The following is a 21,664-nucleotide window of genomic DNA, read 5'->3' on the forward strand; positions in this document are numbered from 1 at the left end:
CCCGGGTCAAGCCGGGCATGACGACGGAGAATATGGCGATCACCCCCGTCCCTCACGGTATCTCGTACACCACCATCTTGTCGGCGATGCCGCGCAGGGCCGCCTGCTTCTGGATCGGCTTGATCTCGCGCCGCTGCAGGATCTCGGCCACCGCCGGCGCGTCGAGCACCGGACCGGTGATGTGGATCTCCTGCGCGGTCGACAGGCTTTGCACGCGCGCGGCGATGTTGACGGTCTGGCCGAAATAGTCCTGCCGCTCGTTGAGCATCACCGCAAGGCACGGGCCTTCATGGATGCCGATCTTGAGAATGAGATCGTTGGCGCCGCGCTGCTTGTTCAGATCATCCATCGCCGCGCGCATGCGCAGCCCCGCCGTGATCGCGTGCTCGGGCCTGACGAAGGTCGCCATGACGGCATCGCCGATCGTCTTCACGACGGCGCCCTTCTCGGCGGCGATGATCTCCAGCAGCGCCCGGAAATGCGCGCGCACGAGATCGAAGGCGCTGAGGTCGCCGACGCGCTCGTACAGCGCCGTCGAGCCCTTCAGGTCGGTGAACAGGAAAGTCAGCGAGGTGATCTTCAATCGCTGATCGACATTGAGATTGTCGGCCTTGAAGACGTCGCGGAACGTCTGGTTCGACAGCATCCTCTTGGCGGTCAGGATCGGCTTGCGCTTGCCGATCATCTCGTGCATCGCGTCGGCGGCAATCCAGACCGAGGGCAGAACGCGACCGCCCGATTGATTCTCGAGCGTGAGGCGCAGCGGCCCGGGACGCATCACGGTAGTCCCCGTCGGCGCCTCCAGCTTGTTGAACATGATCGAAAGCTGCTGGCGTTCGCTGGTCGGCTCGCCCTGGACGTCCAGGAAATGCGCGGAATGGGTGACCGGCTCGAACACGATGATGAACTGGCTCGGCAGATTCAGCGAGAGGATCGCCTTTTCGCCGGCAGGCAATTCCAACGCTTCCAGCGTCACTTCGTTGATCAGGCGCGAAAAGGATTCTTCGTTGATGTCGACGCCCGAGCTCCAGAACATCTGCCGCACATATTCCCAGATCGGCAGCGTATCGGGATCGTGAGCGGCGATGCGGCGGACCTGCGGGCTGACGGTGAAGGCCACCTCGACCATCTCGTCGACCGACGCCTCGTATCCGGCCGCGCAGAGCGCACAATTGTAATCATCGTGCTTCAGTGATTTCAACGTCGTGTGCGCGCCCAGAACCCCTCCGCAACCGGGACACAGCACGTTCCAGCCGATGTCGAACAGGCCGAGACGCGAGGCATGCAGGAATCCGGAAATGACCTTCTCCTGATCGAGCCCGGTCCGATCGGCAAAATCCAATGCGTTGATGCGGTTGAGGTCGCGGTCGTGACCATTGGCGATCAGCTGCGCGATGGCCTCGACGACGGCAGGATCCGCGGTCTGCTTCAGAACGGAAATCTGGGCCTGGATGTCGGTCATGGTGCAACTCTATCTGGGGTGGATCACGCCGGCGGCCAGACCACGGCCTATCACCGCCGCGTGATGCGGAACATGGGTGAGTGGTCCGGCTGGGTCGTGACGACGCCGAACGGAATGACCGGTGCTGCGTCCATCAGCTCGACGCGGAACGCGCCGATCAGTCGTGCCAGTGCCAGCACGGATTCGGCTTGCGCGAACGGCGCACCGATGCAGACGCGCGGGCCGGCACCGAACGGCAGATAGGCGAAGCGATCGGGCGGCTCCTTCGACATGAAGCGTTTCGGGATGAAAGCGTTCGGCTGATCCCATAGCTTCTCGTGCCGGTGCAGCAGCCAGGGGGCGATCATGATGATGTCGCCCTTGTTGACCTCGGCTCCGGCCACGATGTCCTTGCCGCGCGCGGCGCGCGCAACAAGGAAGGCCGGCGGATAGAGCCGCATGGTCTCATCGATCACCGCGCGGGTGAATTTCTGCCGGTCGATATCGACCATGCTGTCGAGATGCTCGCCGCGCGTCTCGGTAGCGACCTCTTCCTGCGTGTCGGGGTCGAGCGCCAGCAGATAGAGCGCCCAGAACAGTGCGGTCGCGGTGGTCTCATGGCCCGCCAGGATCATGGTCGCGACCTCGTCAACGAGCTGCTCGTCGGAAAAGCCCTTGCCCGTCTCGGGGTCGCGCGCCTGGTCCATGAGATCGAACAGATCGCGCGGAGGCGCGCCGTGCTTCTTTCCCACCGCACGCCGTTCCGCGATCAGCATCGCGACAAATTGGGTCCAGCGCTTGCGGAAGCGGGCGCGGGCCCGATCCATCGGCGTCGGCCACGACACCGGTAGCGCCATGTCGAGGAAATGGGCCCGCCCGAGCCGCTCGCCATATTCCATGACGAAGTTGCGCAGGGTCGGACCGTGCTGGTCCATCCCGAACGAGAACATCGTGCGTCCGGCAATCTCGAGCGTCATGCGCTGCATGATCTCGCGCAGATCGACCGGCTCGTTGGTTCGGGTCTCGAGCTTGGCAATGGTCTCGTCGAGCACCGCCGTCATGTGCGGGACGAGATTGGCGGTAGCGCGCGGCGTGAACGCCGGCGACAGGGTGCGCCGTTGAAATGTCCAGGCGTGGCCCTCGGCGAGCAGGAGACCCTCGCCGAGCACCGGACGCAGCATGCGGATGCCCGCCGGGGTCCGCGTGTAATTCTGGTAGTTGCTGAGCAGGACGTGCCGGATCGCATCCGGCTGGTTCAGGATGAAGCTCTTGTGCAGGAAGAAGCGGCCCTGGATGACCTCTTCCTCATAGGCGCGCTGCCCCCAGGTCGCGATCATGTTCCGCTTGATCACCGCGATACGGCCGAAGAACGACATGTTGTCGGGCGCACGCGGCGGCGTCGGCGGGATGATAGGCCGGCGCATGCTGGCGATGTTCATGGCTCTCTCCCGCAGACCTGACGCAAGCAAATAGCTAGTAAGTCAGCTCCGCAACCGCAATCCTGTTCTCGGAGGCCGGCCAGGCGCGCGCCACAATTCGTTCTTCGTTGAACTGGGCCACGATGTTACGCCCGACCTCGCTGGCCGGAAGGCGCAGGGTTGCTGTCGCATCCGTAGGCACGCCCGGCGTGACGTCCGCGGGCTCGCGGCCATCGAGCAGAACGGTATCGCGCGGCAGCCCGAAATAACCGCGCGGGCGCGACATGATCACGACCGCGCCGGCATCCTTTTCTTGCGGAAGGAAGGGCCGCGCGGCGCGCAGGTGCACGACATTGGAGGAACGCGGGAAGGGCGAGCGGTAGAAGTGCGTGATCGGGGCGTCCGGCGAGGTCAGGACGATCTCGAGCGGCGAGGCGGGATCGACCTCGGCCGGCCCCCAGCGTCCATCGGCGCCCGTGGTCAAGCGGTAAACCAATTCGCCTTTGCGCTCCCCGCTCTCGCGGTCGACATGGTAGATCTCGACGGTTGCACCGGCCACGGGGCGATTGGTCGGCGCGCCATCCGCGGCGCCCGTGACCAGTCCACCGATATGGACCGTCCGCTCCGGCGTGATCGCGATGCGCGCGGGCTCGCGACCGGCGATGAATTTGTAGATCTCGCGGAACGCCCGCGGATGATACGCCGTCTCGCGATGATCGATCGCGCCGAGCACGAGATTGGTCGCGCCCTTCAGCTCCGGCCCTTCGGCGGTGACATTGGTCGGCACGCCCGGCTTGCCCATGAATCGGCCGTCGGGCTGCGCATATTTGTCCATGCCGTCGCTGCGCAGGGTAAGGAAGGCGACATCAGGCGTCACCTCGCTCTCGCCTTCGTTCAGACCGCGCAGGAAGGTCCCGCGTCCGTTGAACTCGCTGCCGAGCAAAGCGTCGAGCGCAAACACGCCATGATTGGGCGTGCCGCACAGCACCGCGTGGCTGACATCGCCGGCGCCGCCGTTCTTGATGACGTTGCGGATCGAGTTGCCGCCGCGCGAATTGCCGACCAGCGCCACGCGCGCCGCGCCGGTACGACGTTTCAGTTCAGCGATGGCCGCGGCAAGCTCGCGGCGCTGCTCCTCGGTCGAGGACCGGTTGGGCTGCTCGACCGCATCGTCGTCACGCGCCCTGGGATTGGTGAAATTGATGGCCATCATACGGTCGCGCGCGATGCCGTTGGATTCCATCCGCCACAGCGTCGTGATCCAGAGGGCGTCGTAATCGCCATTGCCATGGACAAACAGGATCGGCGGCACCTCGGAACTGCCGGCCGTCGACGATGTCTGCGCCAGCGCCTCCATCTGCAAGCTCGCAACCGCGAAAGGCAGGCTGGCTGCGCCTTGCAGGATTGTCCGTCGTGACAGCTTCATTCAATCCTCCCCGATAAAACCTAAGTCTTTGCACTGCTTATAGCGGCCTAACCACTGGACAGCGAACGACTTTCGCGGGCATCACTGGGCCTGCCGGAATTATTCAAGCCATTTCTGCCAGACGACTTGGAAGGGTATATGACCGAGCAGACGAACCGTCAGAGACGTTCCGCCGACGGCATCACCGCGCCGCTGCGGTACACCGTGTTCCGGCGCATCTGGCTGGCCAGCCTGCTCTCCAATCTCGGCCTCCTGATCCAGGGCGTGGGTGCGGCCTGGGCAATGACGCAGATGGCGGCCTCCGCCGACAAGGTGGCGCTGGTGCAGACCGCCCTGATGCTGCCGATCATGCTGATCTCGATGCCGGCCGGCGCCATCGCCGACATGTACGACCGCCGCATCGTGACGCTGGTGGCCCTCATGATCGCCCTGACCGGCGCGTCGGCCCTCACGATCCTGGCCGGGCTCAAGCTCATCGCCCCGGAATCGCTGCTCGCCTTCTGCTTCGTGGTCGGCAGCGGCAATGCGCTGTTCGGTCCGGCCTGGCAGTCCTCGGTCAGCGAGCAGGTGCCGCCGGACGCACTGCCGTCGGCGGTGGCGCTGAACGGCATCAGCTACAACATCGCTCGCAGCTTCGGCCCCGCGGTCGGCGGCGTCATCGTTGCCGCCGCCGGCGCGGTCGCGGCATTCGCCTGCAACGCGATCCTCTATCTGCCGTTGCTGGTGGTGCTGCTGCTCTGGCGGCGCGTGGTCGAGCCCTCGCGCCTGCCGCGGGAGAAGCTCAACCGCGCCATGGTCTCGGGCTTCCGCTACATCACCAACTCGCCGCCGATCAAGATCGTGCTGTTGCGCACGCTGGTGATGGGCCTGATCGGCGGCGCGATCATGGCGTTGATGCCGCTGGTCGCCCGCGACTTGCTGCATGGCGGTGCGCAGACCTACGGCATCATGCTGGGTGCGTTCGGCATGGGCGCGGTGGTCGGCGCACTGAACATCCACGAGCTGCGCAAGCGCATGAGCGGCGAAGCTGCGATCCGCGCCTGCACCATCTCAATGGCGTTTGCGATGGCCGCGGTCGCCCTGAGCACCGAGCCGGTGCTGACCGCGGCCGCGCTGGTGCTGGCCGGTGCGGTCTGGATGGCGGCGGTGGCGCTGTTCAACATCGGCGTGCAGCTCTCCGCGCCGCGCTGGGTCGCCGGTCGATCGCTCGCCGCGTTCCAGGCCTCGATTTCCGGCGGGATTGCGATCGGCGCCTGGGGCTGGGGCCATCTCACCGACTACGCCGGCGTTGAGGTCGCGCTGCTCACGGCCGCCGGCCTGATGCTGATCTCACCGCTGCTGGGGATCTGGCTTGCAATGCCGCGCGTCGGCGCCCGCAACGAGGATGCCGAGGTGCTGGCCGATCCTGAAGTCAAGCTGTCGCTGACGGGGCGCAGCGGACCGCTGGTGGTCGAGATCGAATATCGCGTCGCCCAGGAGAATGCGCGCGCCTTCCACAATGTGATGCAGGACGTGCAGCTCTCCCGGCAGCGCAACGGCGCCTATGGCTGGTCGATCGCGCGCGACATTGCCGATCCCGAATTGTGGACCGAGCGCTATCACTGCCCCACCTGGTTCGATTACCTACGCCAGCGCAACCGTTCGACCCAGTCCGAACGTGCGCTGCATCAGCAGGCGATCGATTTCCACATCGGCCCCGATCCGGTGCGGATCCGCCGCATGCTGGAGCGGCCGTTCGGCTCGGTACGCTGGAAGGAGGAGACGCCGGATCGCGCGAGCGCTGAGGTGTTGCCCGTTGTCGCGGCGGGGAGCAGCACCTAGGTGCTCACCCCGTCATTCCGGGGCGCGCGAAGCGCGAACCCGGAATCCATCGAACAGCATAAGCGGGGAGAAATGGATTCCGGGTTCGCGCCTTGCGGCGCGCCCCGGAATGACGAGGAGTTTGTTTACTGCCCGTGTTCGGTCAGCACCTTGTCGCAGGCCTTGCTGAGGCGCGCGCGATGCTCCTTCAGGCAGGCGAGCACGGCGCTATCGCCGTTGCTCATCACGGCGCGGCAATGACGTGTGACGTCGCGCGCGCAGGCATCATGGCCGGGCTGCTGCTGCGCGAGGGCGCCTGAGGCGCACAGGATCAAAGGGACAATGAAAAAAAGGCGGCTCATCGCATAATGCCTCGTACCCGGAAAGCTGTGCGGGCGAAGCTAGAGCGGTGATGCCGCACCCGCAACGGCTTTGTTGCCAGACAGGCTGGCGCGGCGGGATGGCTCCGGCGTTGAGCCGAAGCGGATCGCGAGGGGAGCTCGAAGCGACCGAACGGCTCGGGCTCTTACTGACCGTCCTGGGCGTCAGCAACCTTGCGTGACGCGCCCTTGGCGAGGTCCTTGTCCATCACCGCGCGGCAGCCGGCGCTTAAGTCCGAGCGATGCTTGATCATGCACGCGGTGATCTTCGGAATGTTGGGGATCTCCGACGAGCACAGGCGAAAGGCGTCGCCGGTGCACATCTGCTGCGCCTCGGCGGTGAAGGCGAAGCTCGAGGTCGTCGAGACGATCGAGACGATGGCGGCAAAGCCCAAAGCGAGGCTGGTGTCGCGGATCTTGGCAGTGAATTTGGCAGTGAACGACTTGGTCATTTGCAGCTCCCATTGGCACCGCCGCAGCGGGGCCGGTTGTTGATGGGAACTACGATGCTCCAGCAAAACAGTTTCCACTGTGATGACGGTCACGGGCGAGCGCGCCTCTGTGACTTCGGTCACTTTGGCGCACCCACCTGAAATTCCTCCAGAACCGCTGCCGCGTTGGTGTCACGTTAACTGTTCCTTCGCATTAATGGCTCGCGACGCGGGAAATTCCGCTGGTTTGGTTGCGTAATTGGAAAGAGTAGCGATGCGTAATGCGTTGGGCCTGATGCTGGCCAGTGTGGTTGCGGCGATCGTGATCGCCGGAGGTTGGTATTTTTATTCCGCCCGCGCCGACCAGGGCGCCCCCAAGACAACAGCTGCCCGTGCCGCCGATGCTCTGCCGGCGCAGGCCAAGCTCGCCGCCAAGGATGACGTCGAGACCACCGCGGCGATCGCGGGCAAGCCGGCCGCTCCCGCTGCGGCAGCCAGCCCCGCACCCGCCCCCGCAGTGGCACCGGTTCAGCAGGCGAACTGCAGCAATCCGAATGCCCTTGGCGTCTCGCGCGTGGTCGAGATCGACACGACCGGCGGTCCGGGCTTCGGCTTCGAGCAGTACAAGCAGTTTGATTTCCTCACCGACAAGGAGGTCGTGCTGACCTTCGACGACGGTCCGTGGCCGGTCAACACCCCGGCGGTGCTCAAGGCACTCGCGGATGAGTGCACCAAGGGCCTGTTCTTCTCGGTCGGCAAGCATGCGACCTACCATCCGGAAATCCTGCGCCAGGTGCTCGCGCAGGGCCATACGGTCGGTGCGCACACCTGGTCGCATTTCAACCTGAACGGCAAGAAGATGACGGAGCAGCAGGCCAAGGACGAGATCGAGAAGGGCTTCAGTGCCGTGAAGTGGGCGCTCGGCACCAATCCGTCGCCGTTCTTCCGCTTCCCGCAACTGTCGCAGAATGCCGCGCTGGTGAGCTATCTCGGCAGCCGCAATGTCGGGATCTTCTCGACCGACCTGGACTCCTTCGACTTCCGCAAGGAGAGCACGCCGGACAAGATCATCAGCAACGTGATGACCAAGCTCGACAAGCTCGGCAAGGGCATCATCCTGATGCACGACTTCCAGAAGCGTACCGGCGAAGCACTGCCGACGCTGCTCGCGCGCCTCAAGGCCGGCGGCTACAAGGTCGTGCAGATCAAGGCGAAGACGAATTTCGACTCGCTGCCTGAGTATGATGAAGCGGTGCTTAGAGAGTTGAAGGTGCCGGCGTCGAGTGCGACGAACGGGCGTCCAGTCTCGAGCGTGGTGCAGACGGTCTCGCAGCGCTAGGCGTTTTGAGGTTCGACAAGAATGCGATGGCCGGGCTCAGCCCGGCCATTTTGTTTTGGAAGAAGAGCGGCCTCACCAGTAGATGCCGTGGCGATGCAGTTCGCTGATGATCCGGCCTTCGGTCCAGGTCCTGTGATGCCTGGGCTTGTCCGCCTTTGCCGTCGCCTTCGGCGCCGGCTGGGTGGCAGCAGGTGTTGATGTTGGCGCGGTCGCTGATGGGGTCGTGGCTGGCGCGGTGGTCGAAACCGCCGGAGGACGATCGACATAAACAGGAGTCACAGCCGCTGGAGCGGCTTCGCTCACCTGCGTGGTGGTGGCGGTCGGCGCCACTGTGGCCTGCGGTGCCGGAGCCTGGTCGTTGGCCGCGGCCAGCGAGAGGCTGCGTGAGCCGCCGGCCTGGGCAGACGCAGAGGCCAGAACCATGGCGGCAACCAGAACGATCTTGCGCATGTCAAATCTCCCCGTGTTTGCGTGAGGCGACACTAGGGAGGAGACGCGTGAGCTTATGTGAGAAAAATCACGCAAGCGCAGGCTGCGGCTTGCCGAGCCGAAGCAGGCGCAGCCTGCGAAGGCTGGTGCCGCAAGAGGGATTCGAACCCCCGACCCCGTCATTACGAATGACGTGCTCTACCGACTGAGCTATTGCGGCGAACCCTGCCGGGGCTTGGCGCGATGCCGGCCCCGATACGCGCGCTCCTGATATCGGGCATGGCCCGAATTGGCAAGGACAAGCGGCAGGCGAAATGCGGCTCACGCGCCCCAGCGGGACCAGAATCCGCGCCAGCCGCCGGCCTGGGCCTTCGGCGTGCCGATTTGTTCCGTGAATTCATCGCTCGGACCATCGTCATCGATGCCGGGATCATCAGGGGCACGGACGATCGGGATGACCGTCTGGATCGGCGCCTGTGCCGGCTTGCCGAGGTCGGCGCGGGTGCGGAACACCGGGGTTGCCGCTGATGGCGATGATTCGGCGGCTTCAGGGGCCGGCTTGACCGGCTCGGGAGGCACCGCCGCGGGCTCTTCCTTCGCGGTTTCCTTGGCCATCGGCGGCGCGTTGTCCTGCGCGGCCGGCGCGGGGGCTGGCGCCGACGCCGGCGCGATCACCACCGGTTCCGCAGGCGCCTCATTGGCTGCCGTCACGCGCTTCGGCGGCGGGGCGGCAAGCATGGCTTCCTCGAAGGCCGAGGATTCGATCGTCGTGCCCTTGTCCGAGGGCAGGCTCGCCACCGGCGTCTGCCACTGGAAGGCGTCGAGCCGGCCGGTGACCGGGGAGACCGGACGCCAGCGGTCGCTGACATAGCCGTCCGCGGTCCAGGCCGGGTCGTGACGGGCGCGGACCGCGCGCAAGGTCCAGGCGCGGGCACGGCCGCTGTCGCCGTGCTCGGCGCGCTCGAGCTCCGCCATCAGCAGCGCCACGCGCTGGGTCGGATTGTTGACATAAGGCGACAGCACCGCGCGCGCACGGCCGAATTCGGAGGCATCGATCGCGGCGCGCGCGATCGCGAGCTGTCCCTCGACATGGCCGGGCTTGTCGGCGGGCGTCTTGGCCGCGAGCGTCTCGACCCGCTGCAGGCGCTGCCGCGCGGAATCGCCGAGCTTCACATGCGCGTAGGCATCGGCGAGATCGGGATGCGGATTGGCGAGCCAGGCGGCCTCGACCAGCTTCATGGCGCGGCGCACCTGATGCGCCTCACTCTCGAACTTCGCGGCAAGCACCGCGGCCGGCACCAGCGTCGGCGCGAGCTTGACCGCTTCCATCACGCTCTCTCGCGCGACGTCGCGGTCCATGGTCTCCAGTTCCAGCGCGCGCGCCGTGAGCAGCACGCCGCGCTGGCGGCGGTAGGCTTGCTTGTCGATCAGCCCGGCGGACAGGTTCGAATCGAGGATCGCGAGCGCGCCGCCCCAGTCGCCGCGCGCGCAGCGGAAGCCGAGCACGGCATGCGAGGCCCAGGTCGAGGATGGCGACAGCTTGAGCGCTTCCTCCGCGATCATCACAGCACCGACCGCATCGTCGGCGCGCTGCGCCTCGATGAACAGGCCGCGCAGGCCGAGTAGCCGGGTGTCCTCACGCTCGGCCATGGCGCGGAAGGCGCGCTGGGCCTCGTCGCGATTGCCGTCGAGCTGGGCCGATTGCGCGTGCAAGAGCAGCGCGAGCGGATCATCCGGCGTGTGCCGCCGCGCCGCGTCAGCATGACGGCGGGCGAGCGCGGTATCGCCATGACCGATCGCGAGCAGACCGTGGGTGATGGCGTGGCGCCCCCGCGCATGACGCTTCTCGCGCCGCCGGCGGCGCACCCGTCCCGGCATTCTCCAGATGACGGTCAGGATGCTCCACAGGAACACCACCAGGACCGCGAAGATACCGAGGCAGAGCACGAACACCGGGATGCTCGGCGAAGCGCGCCAGCCGCCCCAGGTCAGCACCACATTGCCGGGCTGATCGGCGACCCAGGCCGCGCCGGCGCCTGCAAGCGCAATCAGAACGAGGAAGAGGACGATGCGAAGCATGGTGATCCCCATACGCGCGGAGTGTTGCGCGAGTCTTATTGAGCAGGCTTGGTGAGACCAGCCAGAGCGTCGTCGGCGAATTTGCGGGAGGCCGCGAGCGCGGCGTCGCGGGCATCGGCCTTGTCGAGCCAGGCCTGCGCCGGCGCGCGATCAGCTTCGGGCAGCGCCTTCAGTTCGCGGCGCGCCTCGGCGAAATCATTGCGCAGCGCCGCCGCCGTGACCCGCGCGACGACGGCGCCGCGATCGTTGCCGCCCCCGTCGGTGCGCTCGATGCGGACGAGCTTCGACGCCCCGGCCTGAAGACGCTCGACGATGCCGGCATTGCTGCTCGGCGCTTCCGGCGGCGGCGACAGCTTCGGCACGATGTTGAGAAGCTCGCGGGTCAGGGCAACCGGCGTCGGAATGCCTGATGCGGCGAACGCATCGAGCGGTTTCAAGACCTCGGGCTTCGTTGCAAACGATCGCGCCGCGGCGAGCTGTGCCTCATAGGGATCGTTATGGCGAACGGCGACGTCGAGCAGCGTAGCGGCAACCACATGGCGCAACGGCCTGTCGTCCATCGCTTTCGCGTCGGCGATCTTTTCGCCCTGCTGCGCGAGCTCGGCGCGGGCGGTCGTGCTGGCGCGCTCGAGCTGGGAGATACGCGCGTCGAGGGCGGCGAGGCTGGACGAAGCCGCCGTGTCGCGCGGCGTGGCTTTGGCATCGTTCAATGCGCTCGCCGTCTTGTCGGACTGCGCGCGCAGATTGGCGATATCGCCGCGCAAGGTGCCGACGGATTTTTCCAGCGTATCGAGCCGCGCGACAACGGCCGGATCGGCGGCGGGCTTGCCCGCTTTGGCTTCGACTGCGGCGACACGCCCGCTCAGCGCATCGACGGCTGCACTCGTCACCTGTGGCGCCGCCGGCGGCGCCTGCACCGCGGGCCAGCCCAGCATCCAGCCGACCGCAATCACAACCGCAGCTGCAACGGCGCCTGAAAATGGCGCGATGACCCAGGGCGAAATGGCTGTAGGCGCAGCGGCGGCCCGAGCCTCATCGCGCTCCGGCTCCGCCTTGGCGGTTTCGGCCTTGGCGGTTTCGACCTCGGCGTCCTCGGCACTGGCTTGCCCGGCATTGGCCTGCTCGGCCGACGGCCCCGCCTCCGGCTCGACCACCACGTCCTGGGGCTGCGTGGTGACTTCGGTCGCCTCGAGGTCGATGGTCGGAGGGATGCGCTTGGCACGGCCGGACTCCGGGGGCATTCCGGCATCTTCAGGCTTGCCTGCGTCTTCAGGCTTGTCGTCGGCCATCGTGACGGTTCCTCACACTTGCATTACCAGAGACGAGCCCGATTGCGTCGGATTCGGCCCGTCCTCTTACGCCAAACGGGTCCGCAAAGCACGCTCCAAGGCGTCGAACAGGGCATTTTCGTCCGGGGTCGCGGCGACCAGGACCTGCGATGCACCGGCATCGCGCAGCACGCTTGCGACCGTCTCGGACAGGCAGCAATGCGGGACTGCCAGTGCCGAGATTTCGACACCCTCGTCCCGGGCCGCGTCCAGGAAGGCCCGCGCGCTGCGCCTGGAGTAATGCAGCACCGCCTCGATGCCATGGGCGGCGAAGCCTTTGCAGACTTCGCGCGGCAGAATCTTGACCGGGGCCATGCGATAGGTCGTCTGCGTGATCACGCTAAACCCCTCGGCGCCGAGCTCGCCGCCGAGATCCCGCGACAGATCCGCCCCCGCAAGATAGAGCAGCGTGCTGTTCTTGCTAACGCGCTTGTCACGCACAGCCTGCATCACCCTGTCGCGCAAGGATGCGGCATCGCCACCGGCGACGATCACGTCCGTAAAGCCGAATTCGCGCGCCACGGAAGCCGTGTGCTCGCCGACCGCGAACAGCGGCAACCCCACGAGGCCAAGGTTCTTCAGGCCAGGATCTTGCAATTGCGGCGCGACGGCGCGGATCGCATTGGCCGATGTGACGATGATGGCGCCGTAACCGGCCTCGCTCTCGTCATGGAAAGCGACCGGCTCGAACTTGAGCACCGGCGCGAGCAGCACCACATGTCCCCGCGCGCGCAGATTTTCCGCCGTTGCCGCGTTGTCGGGATGCGGCCGTGTGACAAGAATGGACATCGCGCTGTTCCCGAAACACGTGGCGGTGGAGCATTCGCGCGGGATGGCGGCGCGTGACGATTGCCTAAGCCAACCCCGGAATGCTACCGCGTTAGCAGAACTCTGCTTTACGGATGAGCGCAAGGGCGCAAATTGGATAACAATTCGCCAATGCTGGTACTGGGCATCGAGACCACCTGCGATGAGACCGCGGCGGCCGTGATCGAGCGCGCGCCCGACGGCAGCGGCAGGATTCTGTCCAATGTCGTGCGATCGCAAGTCGAGGAGCATGCCCGCTTCGGCGGGGTCGTGCCGGAGATCGCTGCGCGCGCCCATGTCGACTTGCTCGACGGCATCATCGATCGCGCCATGAGCGATGCAGGCATCGGCTTCGCCCAGCTCGACGGTGTCGCGGCCGCTGCAGGGCCGGGCCTGATCGGCGGCGTCATCGTCGGGCTCACCACCGCGAAGGCAATCGCGATGGTGCATGACACGCCGCTGGTCGCGGTCAATCATCTCGAGGCGCACGCGCTGACGCCTCGTCTCACCGACGGCATCGAATTTCCATATTGCCTGTTCCTCGCCTCCGGCGGCCACACCCAGATCGTCGCGGTCACCGGCGTCGGTCAATATGTGCGGCTCGGCACCACTGTGGATGACGCCATCGGCGAGGCTTTTGACAAGGTCGCAAAGATGCTGGGCCTGCCCTATCCCGGCGGCCCCGAGGTCGAGCGCGCGGCCGCGAATGGCGATGCCTCGCGCTTTGCGTTTCCAAGGCCGATGCAGCATCGTCCCGATGCCAATTTCTCGCTGTCGGGATTGAAGACGGCGGTGCGTACCGAAGCGAGCCGGCTCACTGAAATCACGCCGCAGGACATCAGCGATCTCTGCGCCAGTTTCCAGGCTGCAGTGCTGGACTCAACGGCCGACCGCTTAAGCGTTGGCCTGAAACTGTTCCGCGAGCAGTTCGGCGCGCCGCGCGCCCTGGTCGCCGCCGGCGGTGTCGCCGCCAATCAGGCGATCCGCGGCGCGCTTGATGATGTCGCACGGCAAGCGGGGACGCAGCTGATCATGCCGCCGCCGGCGCTCTGCACCGACAATGGCGCGATGATCGCCTGGGCCGGCGCCGAGCGCCTTGCCCTCGGCATCACCGACACGATGGAAGCGCAGCCGCGCGCGCGCTGGCTGCTCGACGCCAACGCTACGGCGCCTGATGGCTACGGCAAGACGCGGGCGGGATACTAGCCATGACCGCATTCCGCTCCGTCGCGGTGATCGGTGCCGGGGCCTGGGGCACGGCGCTGGCGACAATGGCCGCGCGGGCCGGACGGAACGTGACGCTGTGGGCGCGCAACGCCGAGCATGCCGCGCGCATCCAATCGAGCCGCGACAATCCGCGGCTGCCGGGCGTGCGCCTCGCACCAGACATCGTGGTGACAAGCGATCTTGCGGCGGCATCGCGCGCGGAGATGCTGCTGATCGCGACGCCGGCACAGCATCTGCGCGGCGCGGTCAACATGCTGGCCTCGTATCTCACAAAACCTGTCCCTGTCATCGCCTGCGCCAAGGGCATCGAGCACGGCACCCATAAATTCATGACCGACGTGATCGCGGAAGCCGCGCCCCGTGCGCAGCCTGCGATCCTGTCGGGCCCGAGCTTTGCCGACGACGTCGCGCGCGGCTTGCCGACGGCCGTGACGCTCGCGGCCAGGGACGATGCGCTCGCAAGCAGCCTGGTGCAGGCGCTGGGCTCACCGACATTCCGTCCCTATCATTCCACCGACATCCGCGGCGTCGAGATCGGCGGCGCGGCCAAGAACGTGCTGGCGATTGCGGTCGGGATTGCGGTCGGGCGCAAGCTCGGCGCGTCCGCGCAGGCTGCGCTCACGACCCGCGGCTTCGCCGAGCTGACGCGCCTCGGCCGCGCTCTCGGCGCGCGCAGCGAAACGCTCACCGGCCTGTCCGGTCTTGGCGATTTGATCCTGACCTGCGCGAGCCCGCAATCACGCAATTTCGCGCTCGGGCTCGCGCTGGGCCGAGGTGAGCAGCCACCGGCCGGCAAGCTGGCCGAGGGCGAGTTCACCGCACCGGTCCTGATCGAACTTGCAGCTTCGCAGGGCATCGAGATGCCGGTATCGGAAGCGGTCGCGTCGATCCTGGGCGGCCGAAGCACGATCGACGCAGCGATATCAGGGCTCTTGACCCGACCCTTCAAGGCAGAGGAATAAGCATGGCGTACTGGCTGGTGAAATCCGAACCGTCGGTGTGGTCCTGGGACCAGCAGGTCGCGAAAGGCGCCAAGGGAGAAGCCTGGACCGGCGTGCGCAACTACACTGCGCGCCAGAACCTCGTGAACATGAAGAAGGGCGACAAGGCGTTCTTCTATCATTCCAACGAAGGAAAGGAGATCGTCGGCATCGCTGAGGTCATCAAGGAGGCCTACCCCGATCCGACCGACAAGACCGAAAAATTCGTCTGCGTCGACATCAAGGCCGACAAGCCGCTGAAGACGCCGGTGACGATGGCCGCGATCAAGGCCGAGAAGAAACTCGCAGACATGGCGCTGGTGAAATATTCGCGCCTCTCGGTGCAGCCCGTGACCGCAGAGGAATGGAAGCTCGTCTGCAAGATGGGCGGGGTATAGGAGCTACAACGCTCGTCCCTGCGCTTCCGGCAGCGCGAGGACCTCGCAGGGCGAGGCAATGCCGCGCAGCTTGTGCAGGCCGAGCGCAATCAGGGGCATGTCCGTCTCGGCCGCGAGCGCGCCCGACACCAGCACGGTCCGGCCGAGCGGCTTGCACAGGCCCTCGAGCCGACTGGCGAGATTCACGGCGGGGCCGATCGCCGTAAAGTCCAGCCGATTGGCGGCACCGATATTGCCCCAGAGCATCTCGCCGAGATGAAGCGCAGCGCCGAACGCAAGCGGCGGCAGACCTTGCGCGCCGCGCTCGGCGTTGAGATACGCCATCCCGGCCTCGGCGGCGCCTGCGGCGCGCAGAGCGGCCTCGCAGGCTCTGCGTGGCGACGCCTCGACCACCGGAAAGATCGCCAGCACGCCGTCACCGATGAATTTCAACACCTCGCCGCCGAAGGCATGGACGGCACCGGCAATGCGATCGAACCAGGCATCAAGCGCGGCGACGATTTCAACGGGCGGACTGGTTTCCGACAAGGTGGTGAAGCCGCGTAGATCGGCATAGAGCAGCGCGGCCTGGATGGTCTCGCCGAGGTCGCGCCGCAGGGGTGCCGCCAGCACCCGCTCGGCGCTGCGCTTGCCGAGATAGGCTTCCAGCGTCGCCCGCAACGTGGCGCGCGCTGCGAGCGTCGCGAGCGGCGTTGCGGCAAAGCGTGCGGCCTGGCGCAGCTGCTCGATGTCGTCTGATGTGAACGGACGCGGCCCAATCCAGCCGAGCAGCGGCCCCTCACGTCCGACAACATCTTCGTGCACGTCGCCATCAGCGATGCCGCGCAGCCAGCGGCGGCCGGCATCGTCAGGCAAATCGGGCGCGAGCCCGCCCGGCGCGAAGCCGAGGGCCTCGATCACCCGGCCATTGTCCGCCCGCCACAGCCATGTCCGCTTCGCGATCAGAGGATGCGGCACCTCCAGCGTCAGGGCGCCTGCCGCAAGCGGCACGCCATCGGCGAGCAGATGCGCGCCGAGTTCCGCAAGCAGGCGATCGGCGCCGGGACACTCGGAAGCGAAATCGACAAGCCAGGCAAGGGTTGGGGAGAGCTGCATGACCCGATGATGGCGAAGGAGGGCCGCCTTTGTCACGGGCAATCCTTGACGGGCTGCTTTGGCGCCGCCATGTGCCAGTATCACCTCAGGGATGATCGCCGATGACCGAGCCGTTCGTCTTGCGACGCGAGACCCAGATCGCCGCCCCGCGCGCCACCGTCTTCGCCTATTTGACCGATCCCGAGAAAATCCTGAGCTGGATGGGCTCCGATGCGACCACCGAGCCGCATCCCGGCGGGCTTTACCTGCTCAAGGGCATCGGCCCGCGTGCCAGCGTCGCCCGCGGCGCCTTCCGCGAGGTCGTGCCGGTGCATCGTCTCGCCTACACGTTCGGCTGGGAGGGCGGCCAGGAAGTGCCGCCCGGCTCGAGCCTGATCGAGATCGACCTGATCGAGCGCGATGGCGGCACGTTGCTGCGCATGACGCATAGCGGGCTGCCGACCGAGGAACAGGTGGCCGCGCACGCCAAGGGTTGGGCGCATTATCTGGAGCGGCTCACCAGTGTCGCCGCCGGCCGCGATCCCGGTCCGGACAAAGGCGTCTCGGACAATATGTAGATCTTGTAGGGTGGGCAAAGGCGCGCTCTTCGCGCCGCGCCCACCACCTTTCACCACCAGCAAATCGTGGGCACGCTTCGCTTTGCCCACCCTACAGCACGGCATTAGACAGCCGCGGTCGCAACCACCTGCGCCAAGAGCTGCTCGCGCCTTGCTTGCGAGCGCTGGCCCTTCATGGTCGCAGCGAAGCGCTCGAGGATGCCCTCTTCAAACGCGGTGACGATGGTGTCGTGGACGTAGCTCTTGCGGCAGATCGCCGGGGTGTTGGAGAGCTTGTCGGCCGCGGCGCGGATCGCGTTCAGCACCTGCTTTTTACGGCCGCGCTGGCTGGTCGCCGGCGTGATCCGCGACAGCGATTCCACGACGACGGCGGAGGCCATTAGCGTGCGGAAATCCTTCAGCGAAATCTTGATGCCGGCGATCTCGCGCAGGAACGCGTTCACCTGCGTGGTGCTGACCGCGCGCACGATGCCTTGGGCATCGCGATACTGGAACATGCGCTTGCCGGGGACGCCCTGCAAAATGCCGATGGCGCGCACCAGCTTGGCCGCATCGCACTCCTTGCGCACCGCCTTGCCGCCCTTCGCCTTGAAGGTCAGCACGAAGCAATCGTCCTCCAGCGTCACGTTGGACTTCAGCAGCGTGGTGGCGCCGCGAGTGCCGTTGAGACGGGCATAGGATTCATTGCCAGGACGGATCGCGGTGCGCGCGATCAGCTCGATCACCGCGGAAAGTGCAAACTCGCGCGTCGGCTCATCGCCCGACAGGAACGCCGACACCTTGCGCCGGATCTTGGGCAGGGCACCGACGAGCTTTTCCAGGCGATGCGCCTTGCGGTGCTCGCGGACCTTCTCCCAGTCGGCGTGATAGCGATATTGCAGCCGGCCGGCGGCATCGCGACCCACCGCCTGAAGATGCGAGCTCGGATCGGCCGAGTAGCGCACCTCGCGATAGGCCGGCGGCACCGCCATGGCGTGCAGCCGGCGAATGGTGCGGGCGTCGCGGATATGGGCGCCGTTGGGGCGAACGAAGGCATAGCCTTTGCCGCGCTTGATGCGGCGGATGGTCAGCTCGTTCTGGTCGCCGAGCCGCAGGCCCAGCTCCTTGGCAAGGGCCTCAACCGTCGCCGGGGAGGCCGAATCGAACACTTTCTTGGGGCTGGGACGGGTGGAACCCGATGGTTTCGGCCACTGTCCGAGGGCTTTGGCCAGCGCAATGGCAGCAGGATCGGCCGAGGCAGGCCGCATCGTCCCGAGATTCTGCTGATCCATCATAGTGTTACGCCTTGGCCCTGTGTGCTGCCGTTCAATGCCGCTGTTCTGATTTTTGTTCCAAGCCTGAGCCGGAGGGTCTCTGGGGACCCGGGTTAGCCACTTAGGGTGTTCCGAACGGCATTGCGAGTCCCGAATCAGTGAAAAGAGGTTTCTAAATACCTCCTGCGACGCATGGGCGCCCTGCGCGGCCCCTTTCCGGCGATTTGGGTAAAGAGCCCGAAAGCCGCGCCCCAGCCTGTTTCAGATTTGCGACATCAGGCCTGTCCCGCTTGATCTTCCGCATGGCCCGCCGCTCACCGAAGGTCCAGCTTGTGATCCTTGTCGGGGGCGGTTAGCCCGACGCATAATCGCTAAACGATGATGAAGTCGGCTCGCCAGTCACTGTACTCGGCTTGCCGTATGTGGAGGGAAGCATGTCCGAGAAGATCTACGACGTCCCCGCGGAATGGGCCAAGCGCGCCTGGGTCGACCAGGCCAAGTACAAGGACATGTACGCCCGCTCGATCGCGGACCCGAACGGCTTCTGGGCCGAGCAGGCCAAGCGCATCGACTGGATGCACGCGCCGACCAGAATCGAGAACGTCTCCTTCGCGCCCGGCAACATCTCGATCAAATGGTTCGAGGACGGCATCCTCAACGTCGCCTATAATTGCATCGACCGCCATCTCGCCAAGCGCGGCAACCAGACCGCGATCATCTGGGAAGGCGACGATCCCTCGCAATCGAAGCATATCACCTACAGGCAGCTGCACGACGAGGTGTGCCGGATGGCCAACATCCTGCGCACCCGCAACGTCAAGAAGGGCGATCGCGTCACCATCTATCTGCCGATGATTCCGGAAGCGGCCTACGCGATGCTGGCCTGCGCACGGATCGGCGCGATCCATTCCGTGGTGTTCGCCGGCTTCTCGCCTGACAGCCTCGCGCAACGCATCAACGACTGCCAGTCCAAGGTCATCATCACCGCGGATGAAGGCCTGCGCGGCGGCAAGAAGGTGCCGCTGAAGGCCAATGTCGACGCGGCGCTCGCCAAGGCTGATGGCGTCGACTGGGTCGTCGTGGTCAAGCGCACCGGCGGTCAGGTCGAGATGAATCCGTCGCGCGATCTCTGGTATCACGACGCCGCCAAGATGGTGACGACGGAATGCCCGGTCGAGCATATGCATGCCGAGGATCCGCTGTTCATCCTCTACACGTCGGGCTCGACCGGCCAGCCCAAGGGCGTGCTGCACACCTCGGGCGGCTATCTCGTGTTCGCCTCGATGACGCATCAATACGTGTTCGACTATCACGACGGCGACGTCTACTGGTGCACCGCCGACGTCGGCTGGGTCACCGGCCACAGCTACATTCTCTACGGACCGCTCGCCAATGGCGCGACCACGCTGATGTTCGAAGGCGTGCCGAATTACCCGGACAATTCCCGTTTCTGGAACGTCATCGACAAGCACAAGGTCAACATCTTCTACACCGCGCCGACCGCGATCCGCGCGCTGATGCAGTCGGGCGACGAGCCGGTGAAGAAGACATCACGCGCCTCGCTTCGCCTGCTCGGCTCGGTCGGCGAGCCCATCAATCCGGAAGCCTGGGAATGGTATCACCGCGTCGTCGGCGAGGACCGCTGCCCGATCGTCGACACCTGGTGGCAGACCGAGACCGGCGGCATCCTGATCACACCGTTGCCGGGCGCGACCAAGCTGAAGCCGGGGTCAGCCACGCAGCCGTTCTTCGGCGTCGCGCCCGAAATCGTCGACGCCGACGGCAAGGTGCTCGAGGGTGAGACAACAGGCAATCTCTGCCTGACGCGCTCCTGGCCGGGCCAGATGCGCACCGTCTATGGCGATCATGCCCGCTTCGAGCAGACCTATTTCTCGACCTACAAGGGCAAGTACTTCACCGGCGACGGCTGCCGCCGCGACGCCGACGGCTACTACTGGATCACCGGCCGCGTCGACGACGTCATCAACGTCTCCGGCCACCGCATGGGCACCGCCGAGGTCGAAAGCGCGCTGGTGGCGCATGAGAAGGTGTCGGAAGCCGCCGTCGTCGGCTTCCCCCACGACATCAAGGGCCAGGGCATCTACGCCTATGTGACGCTGATGGCCGGCATCGAGCCGACCGAGGATCTGCGCAAGGAACTCGTCACCTGGGTGCGCAAGGAGATCGGACCGATCGCATCGCCCGACCAGATTCAGTTCGCCCCTAGCCTGCCAAAAACCCGCTCCGGCAAGATCATGCGCCGCATCCTGCGCAAGATCGCCGAAGACGAGCCAGGCAGCCTGGGGGACACCTCGACCTTGGCCGATCCCGCCGTGGTCGACGATCTCGTCAAGAACCGGCAGAACAAGAAGTCGGCGTAGGCCAGGCACCGTCATTCCGGGCGCGCGACAGCGCGACCCGGAATCTCGAGATTCTCAGGTGCGCAATTGCGCACCATAGTTCGATGCTTCGCATCGCCCCGGAATGACTGCCTGTCGCACCCTCACGCGCTTGTCAGCGCGCGGGCGCCTACACCCGCATCTTTCCCGCCGAGTGTTGTTTTCAGGTCATTTACCTTATTTCGAACATTTCCTTTCTTTCCCGTCCTGGCTCGCCCCTGGCGGCCGCGCGTGGAAACCGTCCGGTTAACAAGCGCGGTTAAGAATGTCTGGGCAGGCGGGCAATTGCCGGTTTTGCGTGAATTTGGACGATCCTTTTCGGGCTGAGGGGAAAATCGATGTCGATGAAGATTGCATTGGCGCTGGCTGCCACCATCGGGGCAGGGGCCTTGATGTCGACGGCGGCCGAAGCGCGGCCGGAGATCGTTGGAACCCACCTGGAAAACTATTCGCCCGGCACCATCGTGGTCAAAACCAACGAACGCCGGCTCTATCTGATCCTCGATGACGGCCACGCCGTGCGATATCCCGTCGGCGTCGGTAAATCAGGCAAGCAATGGGCCGGCACCACCCGCATCGACGGCAAGTATCGCAACCCGGCCTGGGCGCCGCCCGCCGAAGTCAAGCGCGACAAGCCGCAGCTTCCCGACGTGATCCCCGGCGGCTCGCCGCGCAACCCGATGGGCGTTGCGGCGATGACGCTGGCCGGCGGCGAATATGCCATCCACGGCACCAATGTGCCGGGCTCGGTCGGCGGCTTCGTCTCCTATGGCTGCATCCGCATGCTCAACGACGACATCACCGATCTCTACAGCCGCGTCTCGGTCGGAACGACGGTGGTCGTGACGCGCTGATCATTGCGATCAAGCCAGGATTT

General features: G+C 65.9%; 19 protein-coding genes and 1 tRNA gene. 8 read left to right on the top strand and 12 right to left on the bottom strand.

From position 1 onward, the window contains the following. Positions 1 to 52: 52 nt before the first annotated feature. Genes XH80_RS16890 through XH80_RS16900 form a run of 3 tightly spaced genes read right to left on the bottom strand, consistent with a single transcriptional unit; the run spans position 53 to position 4,285 of the window. On the bottom strand, positions 53 to 1,462 hold the full coding sequence (locus XH80_RS16890) for an adenylate/guanylate cyclase domain-containing protein (RefSeq protein WP_271599544.1): 1,410 nt from the start codon (positions 1,460 to 1,462) through the stop codon (positions 53 to 55). A 50-nt stretch (positions 1,463 to 1,512) separates the two neighbouring features. After that, complete coding sequence (locus tag XH80_RS16895; protein WP_271599545.1) at positions 1,513 to 2,880, bottom strand: cytochrome P450; 1,368 nt, start codon at positions 2,878 to 2,880, stop codon at positions 1,513 to 1,515. 34 nt (positions 2,881 to 2,914) lie between these two features. After that, on the bottom strand, positions 2,915 to 4,285 hold the full coding sequence (locus XH80_RS16900) for a hydrolase (RefSeq protein WP_271599546.1): 1,371 nt from the start codon (positions 4,283 to 4,285) through the stop codon (positions 2,915 to 2,917). 138 nt (positions 4,286 to 4,423) lie between these two features. Between XH80_RS16900 and XH80_RS16905 the strand changes: the two genes are divergently transcribed. Continuing rightward, positions 4,424 to 6,106, top strand: a complete 1,683-nt coding sequence (locus XH80_RS16905; protein WP_271599547.1) for an MFS transporter — start codon at positions 4,424 to 4,426, stop codon at positions 6,104 to 6,106. 125 nt (positions 6,107 to 6,231) lie between these two features. On the opposite strand, the gene XH80_RS16910 is transcribed toward XH80_RS16905, so the two are convergent. Both XH80_RS16910 and XH80_RS16915 read right to left on the bottom strand, forming a co-directional pair. Then, complete coding sequence (locus tag XH80_RS16910) at positions 6,232 to 6,447, bottom strand: hypothetical protein (RefSeq protein ID WP_057740614.1); 216 nt, start codon at positions 6,445 to 6,447, stop codon at positions 6,232 to 6,234. 164 nt (positions 6,448 to 6,611) lie between these two features. Further along, positions 6,612 to 6,917: a hypothetical protein gene (locus XH80_RS16915; protein WP_057740616.1), complete on the bottom strand. Its 306-nt coding sequence runs from the start codon at positions 6,915 to 6,917 to the stop codon at positions 6,612 to 6,614. A gap of 253 nt (positions 6,918 to 7,170) precedes the next feature. Here XH80_RS16915 and XH80_RS16920 point away from each other — a divergent pair, with 253 nt between their 5' ends. Next, positions 7,171 to 8,235: a polysaccharide deacetylase family protein gene (locus tag XH80_RS16920; protein WP_271599548.1), complete on the top strand. Its 1,065-nt coding sequence runs from the start codon at positions 7,171 to 7,173 to the stop codon at positions 8,233 to 8,235. 72 nt (positions 8,236 to 8,307) lie between these two features. Here XH80_RS16920 and XH80_RS16925 read toward each other — a convergent pair whose 3' ends face one another. The 5 genes from XH80_RS16925 to XH80_RS16945 all read right to left on the bottom strand — a co-directional run bounded on the left by XH80_RS16925 (position 8,308) and on the right by XH80_RS16945 (position 12,860). Then, the gene (locus XH80_RS16925; protein WP_271599549.1) at positions 8,308 to 8,685 is read right to left on the bottom strand and encodes a hypothetical protein; all 378 of its coding nucleotides are present in this window, start codon (positions 8,683 to 8,685) and stop codon (positions 8,308 to 8,310) included. 123 nt (positions 8,686 to 8,808) lie between these two features. Continuing rightward, positions 8,809 to 8,884 (bottom strand) — tRNA-Thr (locus tag XH80_RS16930). Between the two features lie 101 nt (positions 8,885 to 8,985). Continuing rightward, positions 8,986 to 10,743 carry a heme biosynthesis protein HemY gene (locus tag XH80_RS16935; protein WP_271599550.1) on the bottom strand — a complete coding sequence of 586 codons (1,758 nt, stop codon included), beginning with the start codon at positions 10,741 to 10,743 and terminating at the stop codon, positions 8,986 to 8,988. A gap of 35 nt (positions 10,744 to 10,778) precedes the next feature. Beyond that, positions 10,779 to 12,032 (bottom strand): COG4223 family protein, encoded by a 1,254-nt coding sequence (locus XH80_RS16940; RefSeq protein ID WP_271599551.1) that lies wholly within the window; start codon positions 12,030 to 12,032, stop codon positions 10,779 to 10,781. A 66-nt stretch (positions 12,033 to 12,098) separates the two neighbouring features. Continuing rightward, positions 12,099 to 12,860 (bottom strand): uroporphyrinogen-III synthase, encoded by a 762-nt coding sequence (locus tag XH80_RS16945; RefSeq protein ID WP_271599552.1) that lies wholly within the window; start codon positions 12,858 to 12,860, stop codon positions 12,099 to 12,101. 150 nt (positions 12,861 to 13,010) lie between these two features. On the opposite strand from XH80_RS16945, the gene tsaD reads away from it, so the two are divergent. The 3 genes from tsaD to XH80_RS16960 are packed head-to-tail and all read left to right on the top strand — an operon-like array spanning position 13,011 to position 15,483. After that, a complete protein-coding gene (gene tsaD, locus XH80_RS16950; RefSeq protein ID WP_271599553.1) occupies positions 13,011 to 14,084 on the top strand; it encodes a tRNA (adenosine(37)-N6)-threonylcarbamoyltransferase complex transferase subunit TsaD in 1,074 nt (357 codons plus the stop codon). 2 nt (positions 14,085 to 14,086) lie between these two features. Next, positions 14,087 to 15,067: an NAD(P)H-dependent glycerol-3-phosphate dehydrogenase gene (locus XH80_RS16955; RefSeq protein WP_271599554.1), complete on the top strand. Its 981-nt coding sequence runs from the start codon at positions 14,087 to 14,089 to the stop codon at positions 15,065 to 15,067. Positions 15,068 to 15,069: 2 nt separating this feature from the next. Next, a complete protein-coding gene (locus XH80_RS16960) occupies positions 15,070 to 15,483 on the top strand; it encodes an EVE domain-containing protein (protein WP_271599555.1) in 414 nt (137 codons plus the stop codon). A gap of 3 nt (positions 15,484 to 15,486) precedes the next feature. Here XH80_RS16960 and XH80_RS16965 read toward each other — a convergent pair whose 3' ends face one another. After that, complete coding sequence (locus tag XH80_RS16965) at positions 15,487 to 16,578, bottom strand: adenylate/guanylate cyclase domain-containing protein (protein ID WP_271599648.1); 1,092 nt, start codon at positions 16,576 to 16,578, stop codon at positions 15,487 to 15,489. A 101-nt stretch (positions 16,579 to 16,679) separates the two neighbouring features. On the opposite strand from XH80_RS16965, the gene XH80_RS16970 reads away from it, so the two are divergent. Further along, positions 16,680 to 17,135 carry an SRPBCC family protein gene (locus XH80_RS16970; protein ID WP_271599556.1) on the top strand — a complete coding sequence of 152 codons (456 nt, stop codon included), beginning with the start codon at positions 16,680 to 16,682 and terminating at the stop codon, positions 17,133 to 17,135. A gap of 104 nt (positions 17,136 to 17,239) precedes the next feature. Here XH80_RS16970 and XH80_RS16975 read toward each other — a convergent pair whose 3' ends face one another. Further along, positions 17,240 to 18,409, bottom strand: coding sequence for a DNA topoisomerase IB (locus XH80_RS16975; protein ID WP_057740634.1), 1,170 nt, complete (start codon positions 18,407 to 18,409; stop codon positions 17,240 to 17,242). Positions 18,410 to 18,822: 413 nt separating this feature from the next. On the opposite strand from XH80_RS16975, the gene acs reads away from it, so the two are divergent. After that, on the top strand, positions 18,823 to 20,769 hold the full coding sequence (gene acs / locus XH80_RS16980) for an acetate--CoA ligase (protein WP_271599557.1): 1,947 nt from the start codon (positions 18,823 to 18,825) through the stop codon (positions 20,767 to 20,769). Between the two features lie 356 nt (positions 20,770 to 21,125). Next, positions 21,126 to 21,641, top strand: a complete 516-nt coding sequence (locus XH80_RS16985; protein WP_220005027.1) for a L,D-transpeptidase — start codon at positions 21,126 to 21,128, stop codon at positions 21,639 to 21,641. The last annotated feature ends 23 nt before the right edge of the window (positions 21,642 to 21,664 follow it).

This window comes from Bradyrhizobium sp. CCBAU 45384, assembly GCF_028128665.1.
In the GTDB taxonomy this organism is placed as follows: Bacteria; Pseudomonadota; Alphaproteobacteria; order Rhizobiales; family Xanthobacteraceae; genus Bradyrhizobium; species Bradyrhizobium manausense.

Bases quoted from the DNA above. Each gene is read 5' to 3' on its own strand.
- XH80_RS16890 (WP_271599544.1), bottom strand. From the start codon at position 1,462: ATGACCGACATCCAGGCCCAGATTTCCGTTCTGAAGCAGACCGCGGAT.
- XH80_RS16975 (WP_057740634.1), bottom strand. From the start codon at position 18,409: ATGATGGATCAGCAGAATCTCGGGACGATGCGGCCTGCCTCGGCCGAT.
- XH80_RS16965 (WP_271599648.1), bottom strand. From the start codon at position 16,578: ATGCAGCTCTCCCCAACCCTTGCCTGGCTTGTCGATTTCGCTTCCGAG.
- XH80_RS16935 (WP_271599550.1), bottom strand. From the start codon at position 10,743: ATGCTTCGCATCGTCCTCTTCCTCGTTCTGATTGCGCTTGCAGGCGCC.
- XH80_RS16960 (WP_271599555.1), top strand. From the start codon at position 15,070: ATGGCGTACTGGCTGGTGAAATCCGAACCGTCGGTGTGGTCCTGGGAC.
- tsaD (WP_271599553.1), top strand. From the start codon at position 13,011: ATGCTGGTACTGGGCATCGAGACCACCTGCGATGAGACCGCGGCGGCC.
- XH80_RS16955 (WP_271599554.1), top strand. From the start codon at position 14,087: ATGACCGCATTCCGCTCCGTCGCGGTGATCGGTGCCGGGGCCTGGGGC.
- XH80_RS16910 (WP_057740614.1), bottom strand. From the start codon at position 6,447: ATGAGCCGCCTTTTTTTCATTGTCCCTTTGATCCTGTGCGCCTCAGGC.
- XH80_RS16945 (WP_271599552.1), bottom strand. From the start codon at position 12,860: ATGTCCATTCTTGTCACACGGCCGCATCCCGACAACGCGGCAACGGCG.
- XH80_RS16895 (WP_271599545.1), bottom strand. From the start codon at position 2,880: ATGAACATCGCCAGCATGCGCCGGCCTATCATCCCGCCGACGCCGCCG.
- XH80_RS16900 (WP_271599546.1), bottom strand. From the start codon at position 4,285: ATGAAGCTGTCACGACGGACAATCCTGCAAGGCGCAGCCAGCCTGCCT.
- XH80_RS16925 (WP_271599549.1), bottom strand. From the start codon at position 8,685: ATGCGCAAGATCGTTCTGGTTGCCGCCATGGTTCTGGCCTCTGCGTCT.
- XH80_RS16920 (WP_271599548.1), top strand. From the start codon at position 7,171: ATGCGTAATGCGTTGGGCCTGATGCTGGCCAGTGTGGTTGCGGCGATC.
- XH80_RS16905 (WP_271599547.1), top strand. From the start codon at position 4,424: ATGACCGAGCAGACGAACCGTCAGAGACGTTCCGCCGACGGCATCACC.
- XH80_RS16970 (WP_271599556.1), top strand. From the start codon at position 16,680: ATGACCGAGCCGTTCGTCTTGCGACGCGAGACCCAGATCGCCGCCCCG.
- XH80_RS16915 (WP_057740616.1), bottom strand. From the start codon at position 6,917: ATGACCAAGTCGTTCACTGCCAAATTCACTGCCAAGATCCGCGACACC.
- XH80_RS16940 (WP_271599551.1), bottom strand. From the start codon at position 12,032: ATGGCCGACGACAAGCCTGAAGACGCAGGCAAGCCTGAAGATGCCGGA.
- acs (WP_271599557.1), top strand. From the start codon at position 18,823: ATGTCCGAGAAGATCTACGACGTCCCCGCGGAATGGGCCAAGCGCGCC.
- XH80_RS16985 (WP_220005027.1), top strand. From the start codon at position 21,126: ATGTCGATGAAGATTGCATTGGCGCTGGCTGCCACCATCGGGGCAGGG.